The organism is Streptomyces sp. ISL-36, from assembly GCF_018614205.1.
Lineage (GTDB): Bacteria > Actinomycetota > Actinomycetes > Streptomycetales > Streptomycetaceae > Streptomyces.
In genome coordinates this window covers 33,182-50,684 of the sequence record NZ_JAGGOS010000030.1, presented here as the reverse complement: position 1 = coordinate 50,684, position 17,503 = coordinate 33,182, and the positions used below count along the sequence as shown (strand labels likewise).

The 17,503-nt window shown below is 69.0% G+C and carries 9 protein-coding genes and 2 pseudogenes; 5 read left to right on the top strand and 6 right to left on the bottom strand.

What is annotated here, in order from left to right; translation table 11 throughout:
- Positions 1 to 2: 2 nt before the first annotated feature.
- Both cas5c and J7E93_RS08260 read right to left on the bottom strand, forming a co-directional pair.
- A complete protein-coding gene (cas5c, locus tag J7E93_RS08265) occupies positions 3 to 764 on the bottom strand; it encodes a type I-C CRISPR-associated protein Cas5c (RefSeq protein ID WP_215066930.1) in 762 nt (253 codons plus the stop codon).
- Between the two features lie 222 nt (positions 765 to 986).
- Positions 987 to 3,245 (bottom strand): CRISPR-associated endonuclease Cas3'', encoded by a 2,259-nt coding sequence (locus J7E93_RS08260; RefSeq protein WP_308368069.1) that lies wholly within the window; start codon positions 3,243 to 3,245, stop codon positions 987 to 989.
- Positions 3,246 to 5,323: 2,078 nt separating this feature from the next.
- Between J7E93_RS08260 and J7E93_RS08255 the strand changes: the two genes are divergently transcribed.
- A complete protein-coding gene (locus J7E93_RS08255; protein ID WP_215066928.1) occupies positions 5,324 to 5,542 on the top strand; it encodes a hypothetical protein in 219 nt (72 codons plus the stop codon).
- 2,005 nt (positions 5,543 to 7,547) lie between these two features.
- Here J7E93_RS08255 and J7E93_RS36875 read toward each other — a convergent pair.
- From J7E93_RS36875 to J7E93_RS08245, 3 genes and pseudogenes are all read right to left on the bottom strand, one after another.
- A pseudogene (locus J7E93_RS36875) lies at positions 7,548 to 7,646 on the bottom strand (3-oxoadipate enol-lactone hydrolase); the annotation flags it as partial.
- Between the two features lie 128 nt (positions 7,647 to 7,774).
- Positions 7,775 to 8,893, bottom strand: a pseudogene (locus J7E93_RS08250) (APC family permease); the annotation flags it as partial.
- A gap of 288 nt (positions 8,894 to 9,181) precedes the next feature.
- Positions 9,182 to 9,955: an IclR family transcriptional regulator gene (locus J7E93_RS08245; protein ID WP_215066924.1), complete on the bottom strand. Its 774-nt coding sequence runs from the start codon at positions 9,953 to 9,955 to the stop codon at positions 9,182 to 9,184.
- Between the two features lie 129 nt (positions 9,956 to 10,084).
- Between J7E93_RS08245 and hutH the strand changes: the two genes are divergently transcribed.
- From hutH to J7E93_RS08225, 4 genes are all read left to right on the top strand, one after another.
- On the top strand, positions 10,085 to 11,620 hold the full coding sequence (gene hutH, locus J7E93_RS08240; protein WP_215066922.1) for a histidine ammonia-lyase: 1,536 nt from the start codon (positions 10,085 to 10,087) through the stop codon (positions 11,618 to 11,620).
- Positions 11,621 to 11,768: 148 nt separating this feature from the next.
- Positions 11,769 to 12,971, top strand: coding sequence for an imidazolonepropionase (hutI, locus tag J7E93_RS08235; RefSeq protein WP_215066920.1), 1,203 nt, complete (start codon positions 11,769 to 11,771; stop codon positions 12,969 to 12,971).
- On the top strand, positions 12,964 to 15,729 hold the full coding sequence (locus J7E93_RS08230; protein WP_215066918.1) for an aminotransferase class I/II-fold pyridoxal phosphate-dependent enzyme: 2,766 nt from the start codon (positions 12,964 to 12,966) through the stop codon (positions 15,727 to 15,729). The genes hutI and J7E93_RS08230 overlap by 8 nt, the downstream gene beginning before the upstream one ends.
- An 86-nt stretch (positions 15,730 to 15,815) precedes the next feature.
- The gene (locus tag J7E93_RS08225) at positions 15,816 to 16,397 is read left to right on the top strand and encodes a HutD family protein (RefSeq protein ID WP_215066916.1); all 582 of its coding nucleotides are present in this window, start codon (positions 15,816 to 15,818) and stop codon (positions 16,395 to 16,397) included.
- Positions 16,398 to 16,518: 121 nt separating this feature from the next.
- Here J7E93_RS08225 and hutG read toward each other — a convergent pair whose 3' ends face one another.
- Positions 16,519 to 17,499 (bottom strand): formimidoylglutamase, encoded by a 981-nt coding sequence (gene hutG / locus J7E93_RS08220; protein ID WP_308368067.1) that lies wholly within the window; start codon positions 17,497 to 17,499, stop codon positions 16,519 to 16,521.
- Positions 17,500 to 17,503 lie beyond the last annotated feature (4 nt).

Here is a 17,503-nt window from a genome sequence, read left to right as displayed (position 1 = left end):
GATCAGCCCTCCGCCGCATCAGCACGCCAGGCCGTCAGCGGCATGGCGACCGCCTCATCCGGCAGCGGCTCTTCCGGCACCTCCAGCACACCGTCAACCACCGACGCACGGAACCACCGGTAACGCTCCCCCTGCGGCCCGTACTCGATCGAGTGCAGCATCACCCCGAGCTCCTCGTCGAAAGGCACCCGCTGCTGCCGCGGATCGGCCTTCCCGAACGAGGCGGTGAACTCCCGGCACCCCAGGAACGGCTGCGAGAAACACGCACCGCGCTCCACCCTGCGGCGCAGCTGCTCGCGGTACTTCTCCTCCGACACCGGCGGATACTTCTCCGAACCGGCCAGAGCCTCAGGACTCACCACGATCTGCGCGTGAATCCGGTACCTGACGTCCCGCAACGCCAGCGTGCTGCGCTGGTCCCGGTCCCCCTCCACGTCATAGCGGTGATGCCGGTCCGTCTGGAGCTTCTTCACCTCCTGGGCGGTGATCACCGACTTCACCTCGTTGCGGCGCACCCGCAGCCAGGTCACCGGCCGCAACACCTCGATCTTCCGCACCACGTAGCGGAACTGCGGGCGCCAGAAAATCGCTTCCAGCACTCCGCGGGCCGCCGACGGCGTCATCACCTGGTAGCTGACCCGCTCCGTCTTCAGCTCCGGACGGGTGAAGCACGCCGCCTCGCCCCACACCTCCACCACCAGATCGGGATAGACCCACCCCTCGTTCCCCCGTCGCATCCTGCTGGAGGACACCGTCGTCCTCATCGCCTCGCACCCCACTCCTGACAGCCGCCCTCGTCGGTCCCGTCCGGAGACGGGCCCGACGAGGGCATGCAGAACCAACGGGGCATCAGGTCACCCTCTGCCCCCTAGCGATTCCGCACTGTAGGCGGAGGCACTGACAATGCACCCCGGAACCGGAAAAACCGCTGCTCACAGACGTCCCGGCGCCTCACCAACCGCCCCGGAACCATGCCGGCCCCGGCGTCAAAGGACGTAGCCGCCCCGGTCCTCAGGATCATCCGCATCCAGACCGCGCACCGGGTCGTAATGCCCCCGCCACACGACAAGGTCACCGATCACCGGCTCCGCCAGACCCACCCGCAGTCCCTCGGCGACCTCATGCCGCGGCAAGGTCGCCATATGCGGCTGCAAGCGGCGCAACGGCTCCGGACCTGCCGGGTAGGAAGAGCGCAGGAGGGCGATGTCCGACTCGATGGCATCGCGCTCCTCGTCGGTCTTCTCCGCACGGATCACGACAACGGACTGCGCATACCTGCTGTCGATCATCTGGAACGCCTCCGCGACGGCGGGAAAGTCCCAGAGCCGGCGCAGCTCCTGAATGCTCTCGCCCATCGACCGGCCGTCAGTGCCCTGCAGCGCCCAGCGCTTCTCGTAGTAGCACTCCAGGGCCTCCAGATCGTCCGGAGCCGAAGCGTCACCGGGGCCGAAGAACTCCCCCGTTGCCTCCAGGGCCGCCCTGTACGACAAGTCCTTCGGCACGCCGCCGTCGACCGGCCGGAACACCACCACCGTCCCCCTGTCCAGTCGGCCGTCCCTGTTGCAGCGGCCCGCCGCCTGCTGCAGCGCCTCGGCCGGCGCCCATGCCCGGTACACCCGCGGGAAGTCCACGTCCACACCCGCCTCGATCAGCGACGTGGACACCACATGCACAGGACGGTTGGCCGCAAGCTCGCCGCGCACGTGCCTGATCACTTCGCGCCGGTGCTCGGCCGTCATCCTCGTCGACAAGTGCCACACCGGCGCCGTCACCCGCGCCTCGCCCTCCGCACTGTTCAAGAGGCGGTGCAGTCGCGCCGAGTCCCGTGTGGTGTTCACGATCGTCAAGACCTGCTCGCCGCCTTCGGAGGCGATGTCCTGTGCGATTGACTCCCACGTGACCTCAGGCCCCAGACGCCAGTCGTAGTCCACCCGCCGCAGCTCTTCGAACAGCCCGGACACATCCTCGATCACGCCGTACCGCGGCAGCTGCGCGAGAGACCAGAAAGAAGGCTGGGTCGCAGACGTCAGCACCACCGAAGCCCCGAAATGCTCCACCAGGTCGCGCAGCACACTCAGGATCGGGATCAGCAACCGGTCAGGAAGAGCCTGCACCTCGTCCAACACGATCACCGAGCCGGCCAACCGATGCAGCTTGCGCATCACGGAAGGCTTACGCGCGAACAACGACTGAAACAGCTGCACTGTCGTCGTGACCACAACAGGCGCGTCCCAGTTCTCCGCCGCCATACGCGCCCAGGCCCCCGCCCCCTCCTCGTCCAGCTCCACCGAACTGTGGTGCTCCAGCACCACAGGCCGCTCGCCGCTGTCCGGGGCGGGGTCGAGAAGTTCCCGGTACACCTCGGCGTTCTGCTGCGTAATGCTGATGTACGGAACAGCGAACACTACCCGGCCCAGACCATGCTCAACCGCATGCCGCAGCGCGAACCCACCCGCCGCAATCGTCTTTGCCCCACCCGTCGGCACATGCAGCACATACATGCCCGGCGCACCCGCGGCCGCCGCCAGCGCCTGCGCGTACACCCGCTCACGCAGCTCATCCACCGGCGAAGCCGCACGCCGGGCAAGCAGCCGCAGCCTGCGCTCCTCGAAACGCTTCAGCAGCACCCCCATATCCGCACGCGCGGCAACACGAGGCTCCCCGCCGGCGAAGTGAGCCTCGGTATCGAGATAATCCGCATCGACCACACAGCTGAACACCATGCGTGTGAACACATCCACCGCCAGTGCCTGCCTCTGCGGCGATCCGAGCCCCGCAAGCCAGGCCGGCGGCGGAATGCGGCCTTCCCGAAGAATCTCCGGCACCACCCGGGCCACAGCCTCCGTCGCCTCCCGAGCACGCTCCGCATCCACACCGGTCCCCCGGAGCTCGGCCAGAACATCCTTGATCTGGTTCTGATCCGGAAGCCCTCCGTGATGCCCCTGCACCACAGCAGCGAGCTGACGCCCCACCGTCCGCGCGGCAAGCACCGTGCCCGCTTCCTTATGAGGAATCCCCACCGGCTTACCCGTCGGCTCGGCATGAAAAATCAAGCGATCCTGCCAGGCACCACACCCCTTCCCGACGTCATGCACCAACGCCAGGTACTCGGCCACATCCCCAGCACCGAAACTCTCGGCGAAAGCCCTGGCCAAAGCAGCCGAGCCACGCAGATGATCCTCCAGCCGATGCCTGCACCCCGACCGCGGACTACGACTATGGGCGAACAACCCACGCTCTGACACCTGTCCCCCTGACCGCCGAACCACCGACTTCCCTGGAACCGGCACCCTAAGATGGCCCACTGACACAGCCGAGGCCCCCACAGGATGGCGGTCGCCCTTCGGGGTGGCAGAGGATCGCAACAACCGATCGGTCGCCGACAAGGCGATCGAGGCGCAGCATGACGGTTGCCCTTCGGGGCGACCGAGGATCGCAACTGGGAGACCGTACGTACGCAGCTCAAGGAGCTGGAGAATGGCGGTCGCCCTTCGAGGCCGAGGATCGCAACTACGCCGAGGTCGAGGACGGCGGCCTCTTCGAGGTCATGGCGGTCGCCCTTCGGGGCGACCGAGGGGCGCAACCGCTCCTCGGAGGTTATGTCGTCCTCCTCGGTGCTGATGGCGGTCGTCCTTCGGGGTGGTCGAGGATCGCAACACCGCGTAGGCAGTCTCCTCCACGGTGCCGCCCCAGATGGCGGTCGTCCCTTGGGGAGGCCGAGGATCGCAACAAGAAGGTCTCTGGCCAGGCGCAGGAGATCAAGGCATGGCGGTCGCCTTTCGGGACGGGACGGCCGAGGATGCCAACTCGCGCATCTCGATGATGGAGGGCGCCTGGGCGAGCATGGCGGTCGTCCGCAGGACAGCCGAGAATCGCAACTCCGACGGCACACCGACCTGGCACCTGACCAACCCCATGGCGGTCGCCCTTCGGGGCGGCCGAGAATCGCAACGCCATCGCCTCGGACGCGTTACCGTCTGGGCTTCCACATGGCGGTCACCCCTCGGGGCGACCGAGGATCGCAACCACTGCATGGTCCTCATCGACGGCAACGAAACCAACGATGGCGGTCGCCCTTCGGGGCGGTCGAGAATCGCACCTCGTACAGGGCGAGGTACTCCTCCTCGGCCGGGTCCGGGATGGCGGTTGCCCTTCCAGGTGGCCGAGGATCGCAACCCCTGTCGGGTCGGGTATGCCACGATCGCACCGGATGGCGGTCGTCCTTCGAGGCGACCGAGAATCGCAACCCCTTCCGGGTGTCGGTCCGGTACTTCGGCACCGAATGGCGGTCGTCCTTCGGGGCGGCCGAGGATCGCAACACGGGGTTCCTCCGTGGTCGTCTGGGCCGATCCGAGTGATGGCGGTCGCCCTTCGGGGCGACCGAGGATCGCAACGACGCGCCGCAGACCTCGTGCGTCATCGTCGCCCGATGGCGGTCGTCCTTTGAGGCGGCCGAGGATCGCAACCGGGTGGAGGCGCCGAGGGGCGTCCTCATCAGGTGTGCAATGGCGGTCGCCCTTTGGGGCGACTGAGACACCGGGCACTGCAACGTGATGGACGAGGACATGATGCGGCGGTAGTCCTTCGGAACGACCGAGGATCGCAACTTAACCGTCTGCGGCATCGTGAGGTCCGTAGCGCGGATGGCGGTCGTCCCTCGGGCGGCCGAAAATCGCAACGCATGTCCGGGAGGTGATCCGGTGGCCGGCTCGATATGGCGGTCGCCCTTCAGGGCGACCGAAGATAGCAACGAGCGGATCCCGCTCGGCGGCAATGCCCGTCTCAAATGGCGGTTGCCCTTTGAGGCGGCCGAGGATCGCAACAGCTGCTCCTCCAGGGCCGTGATCTCGTCGCGCAGGATGGCGGTCACCCTTCAGGGCGGCCAAGGATCGCAACTCCAGGAAGACAAGACGCGGTCGTATGACGCGAATAGCATGGCGGTCACCCTTCAGGACGGCCGAGAATCGCAACTCGATGAAGACGCCCTTCTTGCTCAGCAGAAGCTGAACGGCGGTCGCCCTTCGGAACGGCCGAAGATCGCAACTACGCCAACCAGTCCGCGCTCAAGGCTGAGCCGATCAGATGGCGGTCGCCCTTCGGAACGGCCGAGGCTCGCAACATCGAATACATCGCCCGAGTCGGCCGCGCGCTCTCCAATACCGGTCGCCCTTCTGGGCGGCCGAGGATCGCAACGACGCGCTGACGCTGGGGTCCGCCGCGCGGCGGGAATGGTGGTCGCCCCTCGGGGCGACCAAGGATCACAACGGCCGAGACCGCACCGGCAACACCATCTGGCTCGCCAAAATGGCGGTCGCTCTTCGGTGTGGCCGAGGATCGCAACATCAGCTTCGACGTGGTCGACCGCGTCGAGGTCGCCATGGCGGTCGCCTTTCAGGGCAACCGAGGATCGCAACACGTCGACCAGGTCGATGTGCACCAGTCGGCGCAGGACATGGAGGTCGCCCTTCGGGGCGACCGAGGATCGCAACAACTGGCCGTATGGCAAGTGGGCCGCCGACGACGCATGGCGGTCGTCCCTTAGGGCGGCCGAGGATGGCAACTCCTGCAAGGACGGACCGGCCGTCAAGCAGGTCAAGGTGACGGTCGCCCCTCGAGGCGGCGGAGGATCGCAACACCACGGACAGGGCCGCCAGCACCGAGGCGATCGCATGGCGGTTGCCCTTGGAGGCGGCCGAGGATCGCAACCGCCTCGACCGGGCCCTGGTCAGCGTCGACGTCTACATAGCGGCCACCCTTCGGGGTAGCCGAGGATCGCAACATCAGCCACGTGACGAGGCCGGCGAACCAGCGCAATGGCGGTCGTCCTTCGGGGCCGGCCGAAGACCGCGCCTGCTGGGCGTACCGTAGATCCCGGCCAGCAGGCTGACGGCGGTCGTTCTTTGGAGCGGCCGAGGATCGGAACTCGTGCGGGGTCGGCGGCATGCTGACTGCCAGCTTCGACGGCATAACCCCGCAGGCGACCCTCGAATGGCGGTCACCTTTCGGGGCGGGTCGAGGATCGCAACGGCGTCTACAAGCTCGCAGTCGCCGACAAGTGCCGCATGGCGGTCGCCCTTCGGGGCGACCGAGGATCGCAACCACACGTCGGCGGTGGCGACGACGGACCGGGCAACTGGCGGTCGCTCTTCTGGGCGGCCGAGGATCGCAACATCGACAACGACGGTCGGCCCGGCGGGATCGTTGGCAATGGCGGTCGCCCTTCGGGGCGGCCGAGAATCGCAACGTCGGCTACTTCTGGGACGTCGAGTCCGGGATGCTCCCATGGGGGTCGTCCTTCGGGGCGACCGAGGGATCACAACCGGGCGGGGGCCGGGGTAAACGTGAAGAACCCCCCATGACGGTCGCCCTTCGGGGTGGCCAAGGATCGCAAGGCAGCTCCAGCGGCCGATATGCGGGTTGGTGCATGATGGCGGTCGCCCATCGGGGTGGCCGAGGATCGCAACCATTCAGCGACGTACTGCCGGTTATCCGGGCCTTTATGGCGGTCACCCTTCGGGGCGACCGGGGATCGCAACCTCTACCTCGCCGGCATCCACGCTCGGGGGTTCGGATGGCGGCCACCCTTCGGGGCGACCGAGGATCGCAACCTCCGCTCCCGCCTCGACGAAGACGAGCAGGACGCCCGAGGCAGTCGCCCTTCCGGGCAGCCGAGGATCGCGCCTTCAGCAGCGTGTCGATCGGGTCGGCGGCGGTAAACGGCGGTCGCTTTTGGGGCGGCGGAGGATCGTAACGGCAAGGAGTCCCGCGAGTCACCGAAGAAGGTCGACGGTGGCGGTCGCCCTTCGGGGCAACCGAGGATCGTAACCACGTCTTGACCATCTTCCGCTGGGCGCCGCCCCGGATGGCGTCGCCCTTCGGGGCGGCCGAGGATCGCAACGCGTACAGCACCACCGCGGCTAGTTTCGGCGCATCCTATGGCGGTCGCCCTTGGGACGGTCGAGGATCGCAACGAGTGAGGACGGGCGTTCCACGCACCATGCACCAATGGCGGTCGCCCTCCGGGGCGGCCGAGAATCGCAGCACCGAGCTGCCGCACCTGCGGCGCATCGTGCTCGGCATGGCGGTCGCCCTTCAGGGTGGCCGAGGGTCGCAACCTCCGCGCCCGCCTCGACGAAGACGAGCAGGACGCCCGAGGCGGTCGCCCTCCGGGGCGGCCGAGGACCGCAACGCCTGCTCAGGCGTCATGTCGTCCTCCCTGCTTCGTGTGCTCGAAAGCGGGGAGCCCGAGTACAGCACCGGGCCGGTCAGCGCCTCCACCGAGGACACTTGGCGGCCTTGATCAGGACGGCGCCGTGTAGTTGTGCCGGCAGTGGCCCGGGAGTACCCCGCAACTGGCACGACTTGGCGAAGCCTCGGTAGTGCGCAAACACGACGAAGCCCCGGCTCGATGGTGCCTCCCGGCCGGGGCTTCGTCGTGTCACGAGGTGTCACAGTCTCTGCGGAGCGAGGCAGACCGAGCGCCGCGCACCGTGCAGTATCCGCACTGTATGGACTGTGTGGACGGTCGTGGAGGGATCCTACGACCTATGCCATGTGGTACCCAGTGAGGGACCCAGGATCAGGACTGGGGCGTCTTCTGGCCCGTCAAAGCGGTATTGCAGGGTTTTCGTCGGTGTCTCACTCACCCGCCAGACCCTCTCATGTATCACGAAATCTCACATCGCCGGGGCGAACCCTGCGGCTCCTGTCACTCTCGCCACGACACGTCGGGCGCTGCCGGAACCCCCGAGGGTCCAGGTAAGAGCTCTCCGGCGGTGACGGCGGCCGCCGCAACGGTGGCGCGGGCGGGGGTTTTGAAGCGCGGATGGACGGCGGCGAACCTGGTCGGCAGGGCCTTGTAGGCGCTCATCGCCAGGGCGGTGCGGGCCACCGGGATGAAGGTGGTCTGCAGGCTGGCGGCGGCGCTGGTCAGGACCGCGACGAAGAGCAGCACGCCGAGGCCGGAGCCCATGACCGGATAGGCGAGCGCGGCGAAGACGTTGTCGGCGGTGTCCGGATTGCCCAGGCCGGTGCCCTTGGTCCCGATGCCCGCGTACATCTGGGCGGCGATAGCGACGAGCAGGTAGGTGCAGACGATGACGACGATGGAGAGCAGTGCGGCGTGGCCGGGCGTCCGCTCACTGCCGATGCTCTCCTCGTTGACGGTGAGACAGGTGTCCCAGCCCCAGTAGATGAAGATCGACAGGGTGACGCCGGCGGTGAAGGCGGTGAAGGACTCGACGCCGAACGGGTCAAGCCACGACCAGGAGAAGTTGAGCGATCCCTCGGCCTCGCCGGATGTGGAGATCGCCATGACGATGAACAGGGCGAGTACGACCAGTTGCAAGCCGACCAGTACGGACTGCAGCCACTCGGTGAGGGTGATGCCGCGGTAGCTGATCCAGGTGGCGATGGTGATGAAGGCGAGGGTGGTGAGGATGTGGACGGCCTTGTTGTCGTTGAGTTCGGTGACATCGGGGCTGCCGGCCACCTCCCCAAGGAAGAGGTAGAAGAACTCCGTGGCCACCCCGGCCAGGTTGGAGAGCACCACGATGGACGCCATCAGGAGGCCCCAGCCGCACATCCAGCCGGTCATCGGCCCGAATGCCTTGACCGACCAGGCGAAGGAGGTGCCGCAGTCGGGCAGCACCTTGTTGAGCTCGCGGTAGGCGAAGGCCACCAGCAGCATCGGCACGAACCCGGCCAGGAAGATGCCGGGCATCCGCAGCCCGGCCTCGCTGACGGTCGGTCCGAGGGTGGCGGTGAGGCTGTAGGCGGGAGCGACGGTGGAGATACCGATCACCGTGCCACCGAGTAGGCCGACGCTGTTCCGGCTGAGGCCCTTGGCCTTGAGGTCCTCGTCATCCTCGGTGTGCGCGGTGCCTTGCTTCATCCCTCCAGTCTGGTTGATATCGGCCGGATAATCCGGAACGGCTCGGGCTTGCGCGAGAAGTGGCGCTCAGCCGCCGTGCTCACGTACGCGGTTGACGTCCGGGCCGCACAACTGCGGGGCGCCGCGGCCCGCAGTGCCCCGGCGGGCCGGTGCACCGTGACGTTCAGGTCACTCCACGCCGCCTCACCGATCAGTGGCGCGGATGGACGAGTAGAGGGTGGCGGCGAACCGGTTGAAGGACACGATGTCGAACGCACGCGCCACAACGGGGCGTCCCAGGGGGATTCGTCAGTGCCGCGCCGAGGTGACGCCTCCCACCCGGCGGGTCAGCTCCAGCGCCGTTTGCGCCACATGACCCGCGATCCGGTGGCGATCCATCTCGTTGGACGACTCACCGGGGAAGGTGACGGACACCCCGGCGATCGGGTGGGCGTGGTGGTCCAGCACGGGCGCGGCGACGGAGGAGAGGCCAGGAGTGACCTCCCCCTCCTCCGTCGCGTAGCCTCGGCGGCGCACCTGGGTCAGCAGGGCTCGCAGTGCCGTCAGCGACGCGGGACCGACGCCGTGTCGCTGCACGAACGCCGACCGGTCCGGAAAGATGGCCCGCACCTGCGCGGGCGGCAGCAGTGCCAGCACCGCCCGGCCACTGGCAGTCAGGTGCGCCGGCAGTCGCACGCCCACCTCGCTGACGAGCGGTGACCGGCCCGGGGCGCGCTCCTCGATGACGTAGATGACCTCACGACCGTGCAGTACGGCGAGGTTCGCGTTGTACCCGGTACGGTCCACGAGGCTGGCCAGCGGCGCCCGGGCCAGCCGCTGGAACGGCGCCTGCCGCTCGTACCCGGAGGCCAGTTCGAAGGCGCTGACTCCCAGGCCGTAGCGCCGTTCCTCGGGCAGGTGGACGACGAAACCGTCCGCGGCCAGCGTGTCGAGCAGGTGGTACGTCGTCGAGCGGGGCAGCCCCACGTCACGGCTGATGGCAGCTGCGGGCACGGGTGCGGCCTGCCGCGCCAGATAGCGCAGCACGGCCAGCACCTGGGCAGCGGCCGGAACGATACTCATGGTCTGAGCGTAGACCAGTGAAGTCGTAAACCAACTGTCTGGTATCTCAGACAATAATGTCTGAGATACCAGACAGTACCGGTCCATCTCCTCTCGCAGACCCACACCGACCTGCGGCTTCATAGGGGCATGACCGTTGTTGTTGGTGTCGGCGCACTCTCCGCCGACGAAGTCGTGTCCGTTGCCCGTATCGGGACCCCGGTGGCCATCGCCCCTGAGGCGCTCAAGGAAATCGCCCGTAGTCGTGAGGTCGTCCAGGCCCTCGCCGACGACGCCAAGCCCCACTACGGTGTTTCCACCGGCTTCGGCGCCCTGGCCACCCGCCACATCCCCACCGAACTGCGTGCCCAGCTCCAGCGCAGTCTGGTTCGTTCGCACGCTGCGGGCTCGGGTCCCGAGGTCGAGCGGGAGGTGGTCCGCGCGCTGATGCTGCTGCGCCTGTCCACCCTCGCCACGGGCCGAACGGGCGTACGGACGCAGACCGCGGAGGCGTACGCCGCGCTGCTGAACGCCGGCATCACTCCGGTCGTGCACGAATACGGCTCGCTCGGCTGCTCCGGCGACCTCGCTCCTCTCGCGCACTGCGCGCTCGCCGTCATGGGAGAGGGCGAGGTCCGCACCGCCGACGGCGTGCGCAAGCCCGCCGCCGAGGCGCTCACCGACGCGGGCATCACCCCCGTCGTTCTGGAGGAGAAGGAGGGCCTCGCCCTCATCAACGGTACCGACGGCATGCTCGGCATGCTCGTCCTCGCCGCCCACGACCTGCGCCGTCTGCTGCGTACGGCCGACATCGCCGCCGCGATGAGCGTCGAGGGCCAGCTCGGCACCGACGCCGTGTTCGCCGCCGACCTGCAGGCGCTGCGCCCGCACCCGGGCCAGGGAGACAGCGCCGGCAACCTGCGCCTGCTGCTCGCCGACTCGGCGATCGTCGCCAGCCACAAGGGGCCCGAGTGCACCCGCGTCCAGGACGCGTACTCACTGCGCTGCACGCCACAGGTCCACGGCACGGCCCGCGACACCCTCGCCCACGCGCAGCTGGTGGCCTCCCGCGAGCTGGCCAGCGCCGTCGACAACCCCGTCGTCACCCTCGACGGCCGGGTGGAGAGCAACGGCAACTTCCACGGCGCCCCGGTCGCCGCCGTCCTCGACTTCCTGGCCATCTCGGTCGCCGACCTCGCCTCGATCTCCGAGCGCCGCACGGACCGGTTCCTCGACCCCGCCCGCAACCGCGGCCTCACCGCCTTCCTGGCCGACGACCCCGGTGTCGACTCCGGGCACATGATCGCGCAGTACACGCAGGCCGCGATCGTCTCCGAGCTCAAGCGGCTCGCCGTACCGGCCTCCACCGACTCGATCCCCTCCAGCGCCATGCAGGAGGACCATGTATCGATGGGCTGGTCGGCCGCCCGCAAGCTGCGCCGCGCCGTCGACGGACTCGGCCGCGTCCTGGCGGTGGAGCTCTACACCGCCGCCCGCGCCCTCGACCTGCGGGCGCCGCTGGCCCCGGCGCCGGCCACGGCGGCGGTACGCGACGGGCTGCGCGAGACGGTCGACGGCCCCGGCACGGACCGCTGGCTCGCCCCCGAGATCGAGGCGACCGTCCAGTACGTCATTTCCGGCCGCGCGTTGGCCGCCGCGGAGTCGGTCACCGGCACGCTGGTCTGACCAAGCCGTTGTCCCGCACACCTCCCGGGCCTGCGGGCCCGGGAGGGCCGCCGCCCTCCGCCGGATGCGTCGGCACGCGGTCCTCCCCGTTGCGGCGGACCGGCGCGCGCCGGAACGGCCGACTGCACGCTGACCCAGGAGTATCCGCATGGATCCGCACCACCCCCCAAGCACCCTCGTCACCAACATCGGCTCGCTGGTCACCAACGACCCCGCTCTCGGTGAGGGCCCGCTCGGGCTTCTCACCGGCGCCGCGGTCCTCATCGACGGCCCCGACATCGCCTGGGTCGGCCCCGCGGCCCACGCCCCGGCCGCCGACCGGCACGTGGACGCCGACGGCCGGGCCGTCATCCCCGGCTTCGTCGACTCACACTCCCACCTCGTCTTCGCCGGGGATCGCACGGCAGAGTTCAATGCCCGCATGTCTGGACGCCCGTACTCGGCCAGCGGGATCCAGACCACCGTGGACGCCACCCGTGCCGCCGGCGACGACCATCTGCACGCGATGGTCGAGCGTCATGTGCGTGAGGCGCTCCGGCAGGGCACCACGACCCTGGAGACCAAGTCCGGTTACGGCCTGACGGTGGTGGACGAGGCGCGCGCCGTGTCCGTGGCCGCCGCCTACACCGACGAGGTCACCTACCTCGGCGCCCACCTGGTGCCGTCGGAGTTCGCCGACGATCCGGGCGGCTACGTCGACCTCGTCACGGGGCCCATGCTGGACGCGTGCGCGCCGTACGCCCGCTGGGCGGACGTCTTCTGTGAGCAGGGCGCCTTCGACGGTGACCAGGCGCGGGCGGTCCTCACCGCGGCCGCGGCCCGCGGCCTCGTACCCCGGGTTCACGCCAACCAGCTCACCTACGGGCCGGGCGTCCAACTCGCCGTCGAACTGGGGGCGGCCTCGGCCGACCATTGCACGTACCTCACCGACGCCGACGTGGACGCCCTGGCCCAGGGCGGCACTGTCGCCACCCTGCTGCCGGGGTCGGACTTCTCCACCCGGTCGCCCTACCCCGACGCGCGCCGTCTCCTCGATGCGGGCGCCACTGTGGCGCTCTCTCCCAACTGCAATCCGGGCTCGTCCTACACGAGTTCCATGGCCTTCTGCATCGCACTGGCCGTCCGGGAGATGCGCATGACGCCCGACGAGGCACTGTGGGCGGCGACGGCTGGTGGTGCGCGTGCCCTGCGCCGTACGGACGTCGGCCGTCTCTCCCCGGGCGCACGGGCCGACCTCGTCGTCCTGGACGCACCCTCCCACGTGCATCTGGCCTACCGCCCGGGTGTGCCGCTGGTGTCGGCGGTCCGGAGAGCGGGTCGCTCGTGCGAAGGGCTTCGTTCCGGTGCATGACCTGCCGACAGCCAGTGTGCACAACAGCGTCGGGCAGTTGCGCGCCGACGCCTGGAGCTCCCTGGCGGACCTCACCCACCTGCTCTCGGACCAAACCGCGGACGCGTACCCGCGAGCCGCCGCGCGATTCGAGGAGTTGTCACGGCTGCTAGCGCCGATCGAGAACTGCTGGGCCTTCCCCGGTACGGCCGGCCTCGAGGAGCTTCTCCGGCTGTACGAGAACGGGGAATACCAGCGGCTGGCCAGGCGCACCGAGGACCTCAACCGCGCACTGGGCGAGGACAGTCACCGCGACAGCGCATCCCCCGCAGCTGCCTCCACGGCCCACCCGGCGCCCCCCGGGGCCCCCGGAGAGTTCGACGACGAGGCGACAGGAGACCCGGCCGCCCTGCGGCCGACGACAAGGCCGTACTTCGAGGTCCTCGTCGTCGGTGACCTGACCGCGGCCGCGGAGGAGGCGCTCCGCAAGCAGCTGCACCGTCTGCGTCGCGCAGAGGACGAGTTCGTCTACGAGATCGTCGTTGCTCCGAGTTTCGAGGACGCGGTCATCGCGTCACTCGTGAACTCCAGTCTCCAGGCCGTCGTGATCCGCCACCGGTTCGCCGACCGGTCCCGGCACGACCTGCGAGTAGTGAGGCGCTTCTTCGAAGGCGCCGCCGCAACCCCCGCCTACGCCGACATCCCCGGGGAGAACGGGCAGCACAGCGAGGAGCGGGCGCAGGCCCTGGGCGACCGGTTGCTCGCGCTCCGTCCCGAGCTGGATCTTTACCTGGTGTCCGAGGCGTCCCTGGAGACGACCGCCGGCCGGCTCAGCCGGTGCTTCCAGCGGGTCTTCCACGCCCGTGAAGGACTTCTCGAACTGCACCTGTCCATCCTGCACGGCATCGCCGAACGCTTCCGCGCGCCGTTCTTCACCGCGCTGCGCGCCCACAGCCGGCGGCCGACCGGCGTCTTTCACGCGCTGCCCATCTCCCGGGGTACCTCCGTGGTCAACTCCCGCTGGATACCCGAGATGGCCCGTTTCTACGGGCTGAACATCCTTCTCGCCGAGACCTCCGCCACCTCCGGCGGTCTGGACTCCCTCCTGGCGCCCACCGGCCCGCTGCGGGAGTCCCAGGACCTGGCGGCCAAGGCGTTCGGCGCCCGGCAGACGTACTTCGTCACCAACGGAACGTCCACCGCCAACAAGATCGTCGTGCAGGCCCTTGTGCGGCCCGGCGACATCGTGCTCGTGGACCGCAACTGCCACAAGTCCCACCACTACGGACTGGTGCTGGCCGGCGCCCACGTCGTCTACCTCGACGCCTACCCCCTGGACGAGTACGGCATGTACGGAGCCGTGCCGGTGGAAGAGATCAAGCGGAAGCTGCTGATGCTGAAGAGGGAGGGCGTACTCCACCGCGTCAAGCTGCTCATGCTCACCAACTGCACGTTCGACGGAATCGTTTACAACCCCTCCCGGGTGATGGAGGAGTGTCTGGCCCTCAAGCCGGACCTGGCATTCCTGTGGGACGAGGCGTGGTTCGCCTTCGCCCGTTTCCACCCCGTCTACCGCCGCCGCACCGCGATGGCCGCGGCCCGCGAGCTGGCCGACCGCTACCGCGGAGCCCGGTACGCCGAGGAGTACGCTGCGCACCGGGAGCGACTCGGCGACGACCCGGACGACGAGGCGCTCATCGGCCAGCGGTTGATGCCCGACCCGGCGCGGGTCCGGGTGCGGGTGTACGCCACCCAGTCGACCCACAAGACGCTGACGTCCCTGCGTCAGGGCTCCATGGTTCACGTCTTCGACCAGGAATTCCGCCACAAGACGGCGGAGACCTTCCACGAGGCGTACATGACGCACACGTCGACGTCGCCCAACTACCAGATCCTCGCGTCCATGGACCTCGGCCGCCGACAGGCGGTGCTGGAGGGCTTCGAGCTGGTGCAGAAGCAGCTCGAGCAGGCGGGCGTGCTCAGGGACGCCATCGCGCAGCATCCGCTGCTCAGTCGGTACCTGCGCTTTCTCACCACCCCGGAGCTCATCCCACGGCGCTTCCGCTCCTCCGGCGTCGAGCAGCCGCTGCGTACGGGCCTGGCGCGGATGGCTCGGGCGTGGGAGGAGGACGAGTTCGTCCTGGACCCCACCCGGGCGACCATGCACATCGGGCTCACCGGTGTGGACGGAGACACCTTCAAGCACGAGCTCCTGATGGACAGGTACGGCGTACAGGTCAACAAGTCCACCCGCAACACGCTGCTTTTCATGACCAACATCGGTACGACGCGCAGCGCGGTCGCCTATCTCATCGAGGTGCTCGTCAAGATCGCCGAGGATCTGGAGGAGCGCGTCGGGGAGATGAGCCCCCTCGAACGCGCCGCGCACCACCGGGTGGTGAGCGATCTCGGCAGCGGCTCGGCCGCTCTGCCGGACTTCAGCGAGTTCCATCCGGCCTTCCGCCCGAGCGACCGTACGCCCGAAGGGGACATGCGCACGGCGTTCTTCCTCGCCTACGAAGACACCGAGTGCGAGTACCTCTCCGCTCAGGAGATCACCGACGCGATGGCCGAGGGCCGGTCGGTCGTCTCCGCCACGTTCGTCACCCCCTACCCTCCGGGCTTCCCGGTGCTCGTGCCGGGTCAGGTGGTCAGCAAGGGCGTCCTGGCCTACATGGCGGCTCTGGACACCCGCGAGATCCACGGATACGCCCCGGAGAGCGGATACCGGGTCTTCACCGCCGCGGCGCTGAAGGCACGACTCGCCGGTGCGCGCTAGGCGTGCGACGGGAACAGAGGACCCGTCTCCTGGGCCTTGGCGGTCCAGGAGACGGGTCTTGTGGCATTCGAACAGAAGGGAAGCACATGGCACCGCGGATTCTGCGTGCTGAGGAGAGAACGCCCGCGCCGTGGAAGAACGGCGGGGGCGTGACGTCGGAGGTTGCCGCCCACCCGGAGGGGGCAGCGCTGGATGATTTCGCATGGCGGGTCAGCGTCGCCGATGTCGCTCACGGCGGACCGTTCTCCGCGTTCGAGGGCGTCGAAAGGATCATCACCGTTGTCGAAGGGCCAGGCATGGCCCTGACGGTCGACGGGGTGTCGCACGTGATGGACGCCGCATACGAGCCGTTCTCCTTCTCCGGTGACGCTGCCACGGGGTGCGAACTGCTCGACGGGCCGATCGTCGACTTCAACGTGATGGTCCGGCGCTCTCGGATGAAGGCACATGTCCGGTTCGAACGCGCGGCCACATCCGTGCGCGCTTCCCCCGGAACCCGGGTCCTCGCAGTCGTCCTGGAGGGATGGGGCGTGCTTCACCAGGCTTTCGTACCTCTCGGCCGGTTCGACGCCGTCCTGCTCTCCGACGAGGACTACGCCTCTTTCAGCGTCGACGGGGTCCTGGCCGTCGTCACCCTCTCCGAGCGAGCCGACCGGCCCGGCCGCTGACCATTCAGGCCGGGCCGGGCGCCCGTACTCGTCATGAAAGCCGCGGTCGCCAGGCCGTGGCTTTCGTCGCTCATCACGGCCTGGCGACCTGTTCGGGGGGCCGGGTGCATGCCCGCGGGGGTTATGCCCGGGCGGTCGCTATGCGGTGGATCAGGCGGGCGCCGGCGCGTGCCGTGCGCTGGTCCACGTCGAACTCCGGGTTCAGCTCGGCGATGTCACAGACCGCGAGCTTGCCGCTCGCCGCCACCTGCGCGCAGACGCGCTCGATGACGTCCATGGGCACGCCGTACGCGGCGGGGGCGCTGACTCCTGGTGCGACCGCGGCCGGGAGCACGTCGAGATCGATGCTCAGGTGCACGACGTCGCAGCTCGCGAGGAACTCGTCGACGAACCTCTCGGTGCGTGCCAGTTCGAGCAGGCCGCACTCGGTGTCCGGCAGATAGCGCACGCCGAGCGTGTCCGCGGCACGGAACAGCCGCTCCGTGTTGCTCGGCTGACTGACGCCCAGCACCCAGTAGTTGAGCGCCCTGCCGTGCCGCTTTTCGCTCTGCGCCATCTGCAGGAAGGGCGTACCGGAGCTGGGCTGGATGTCGTCGCGCAGATCGAAGTGCGCGTCGAGGTTCAGCACCCCCAGACGGCCGCCCTCGCGCAGTGCCCGCGTCTGCTCCAGCCCGCTGTAGCTGCCGTACGCGACCTCGTGGCCGCCGCCCAGCACCATCACGAGGTGGCCGCGGTCGACGAGCGCCGCGACTGCACGTCCCAGGCGCTGCTGCCCCGCTTCCAGGACGTCCTCGCCGTCCCCGGCGACCTCGATGTCGCCGGCGTCGAGCGCCCGCAGCGGCTTCGGCAGCGCCATCGAAGCCAGGGCGCGGCGCAGGGCGTCCGGGCCGTTCGCGGCGCCCTGACGGCCCTTGTTCCGGCGTACGCCCTCGTCGCTGCGGAAGCCGACGAAGGCGACGTCCCCCGGTGCCGCCTCCGCCGGGTCGAGGCGGACGGCGTGGTGCCAGCGCAGGTTGTCGGCGCCGGGGCCGTCGTCCCGTCCGGTCCAGGGTGCGGCCGGCACGTCTGCGCGGATGTGCCGGGCTTCCTGGGTCGTGTTCACGGCA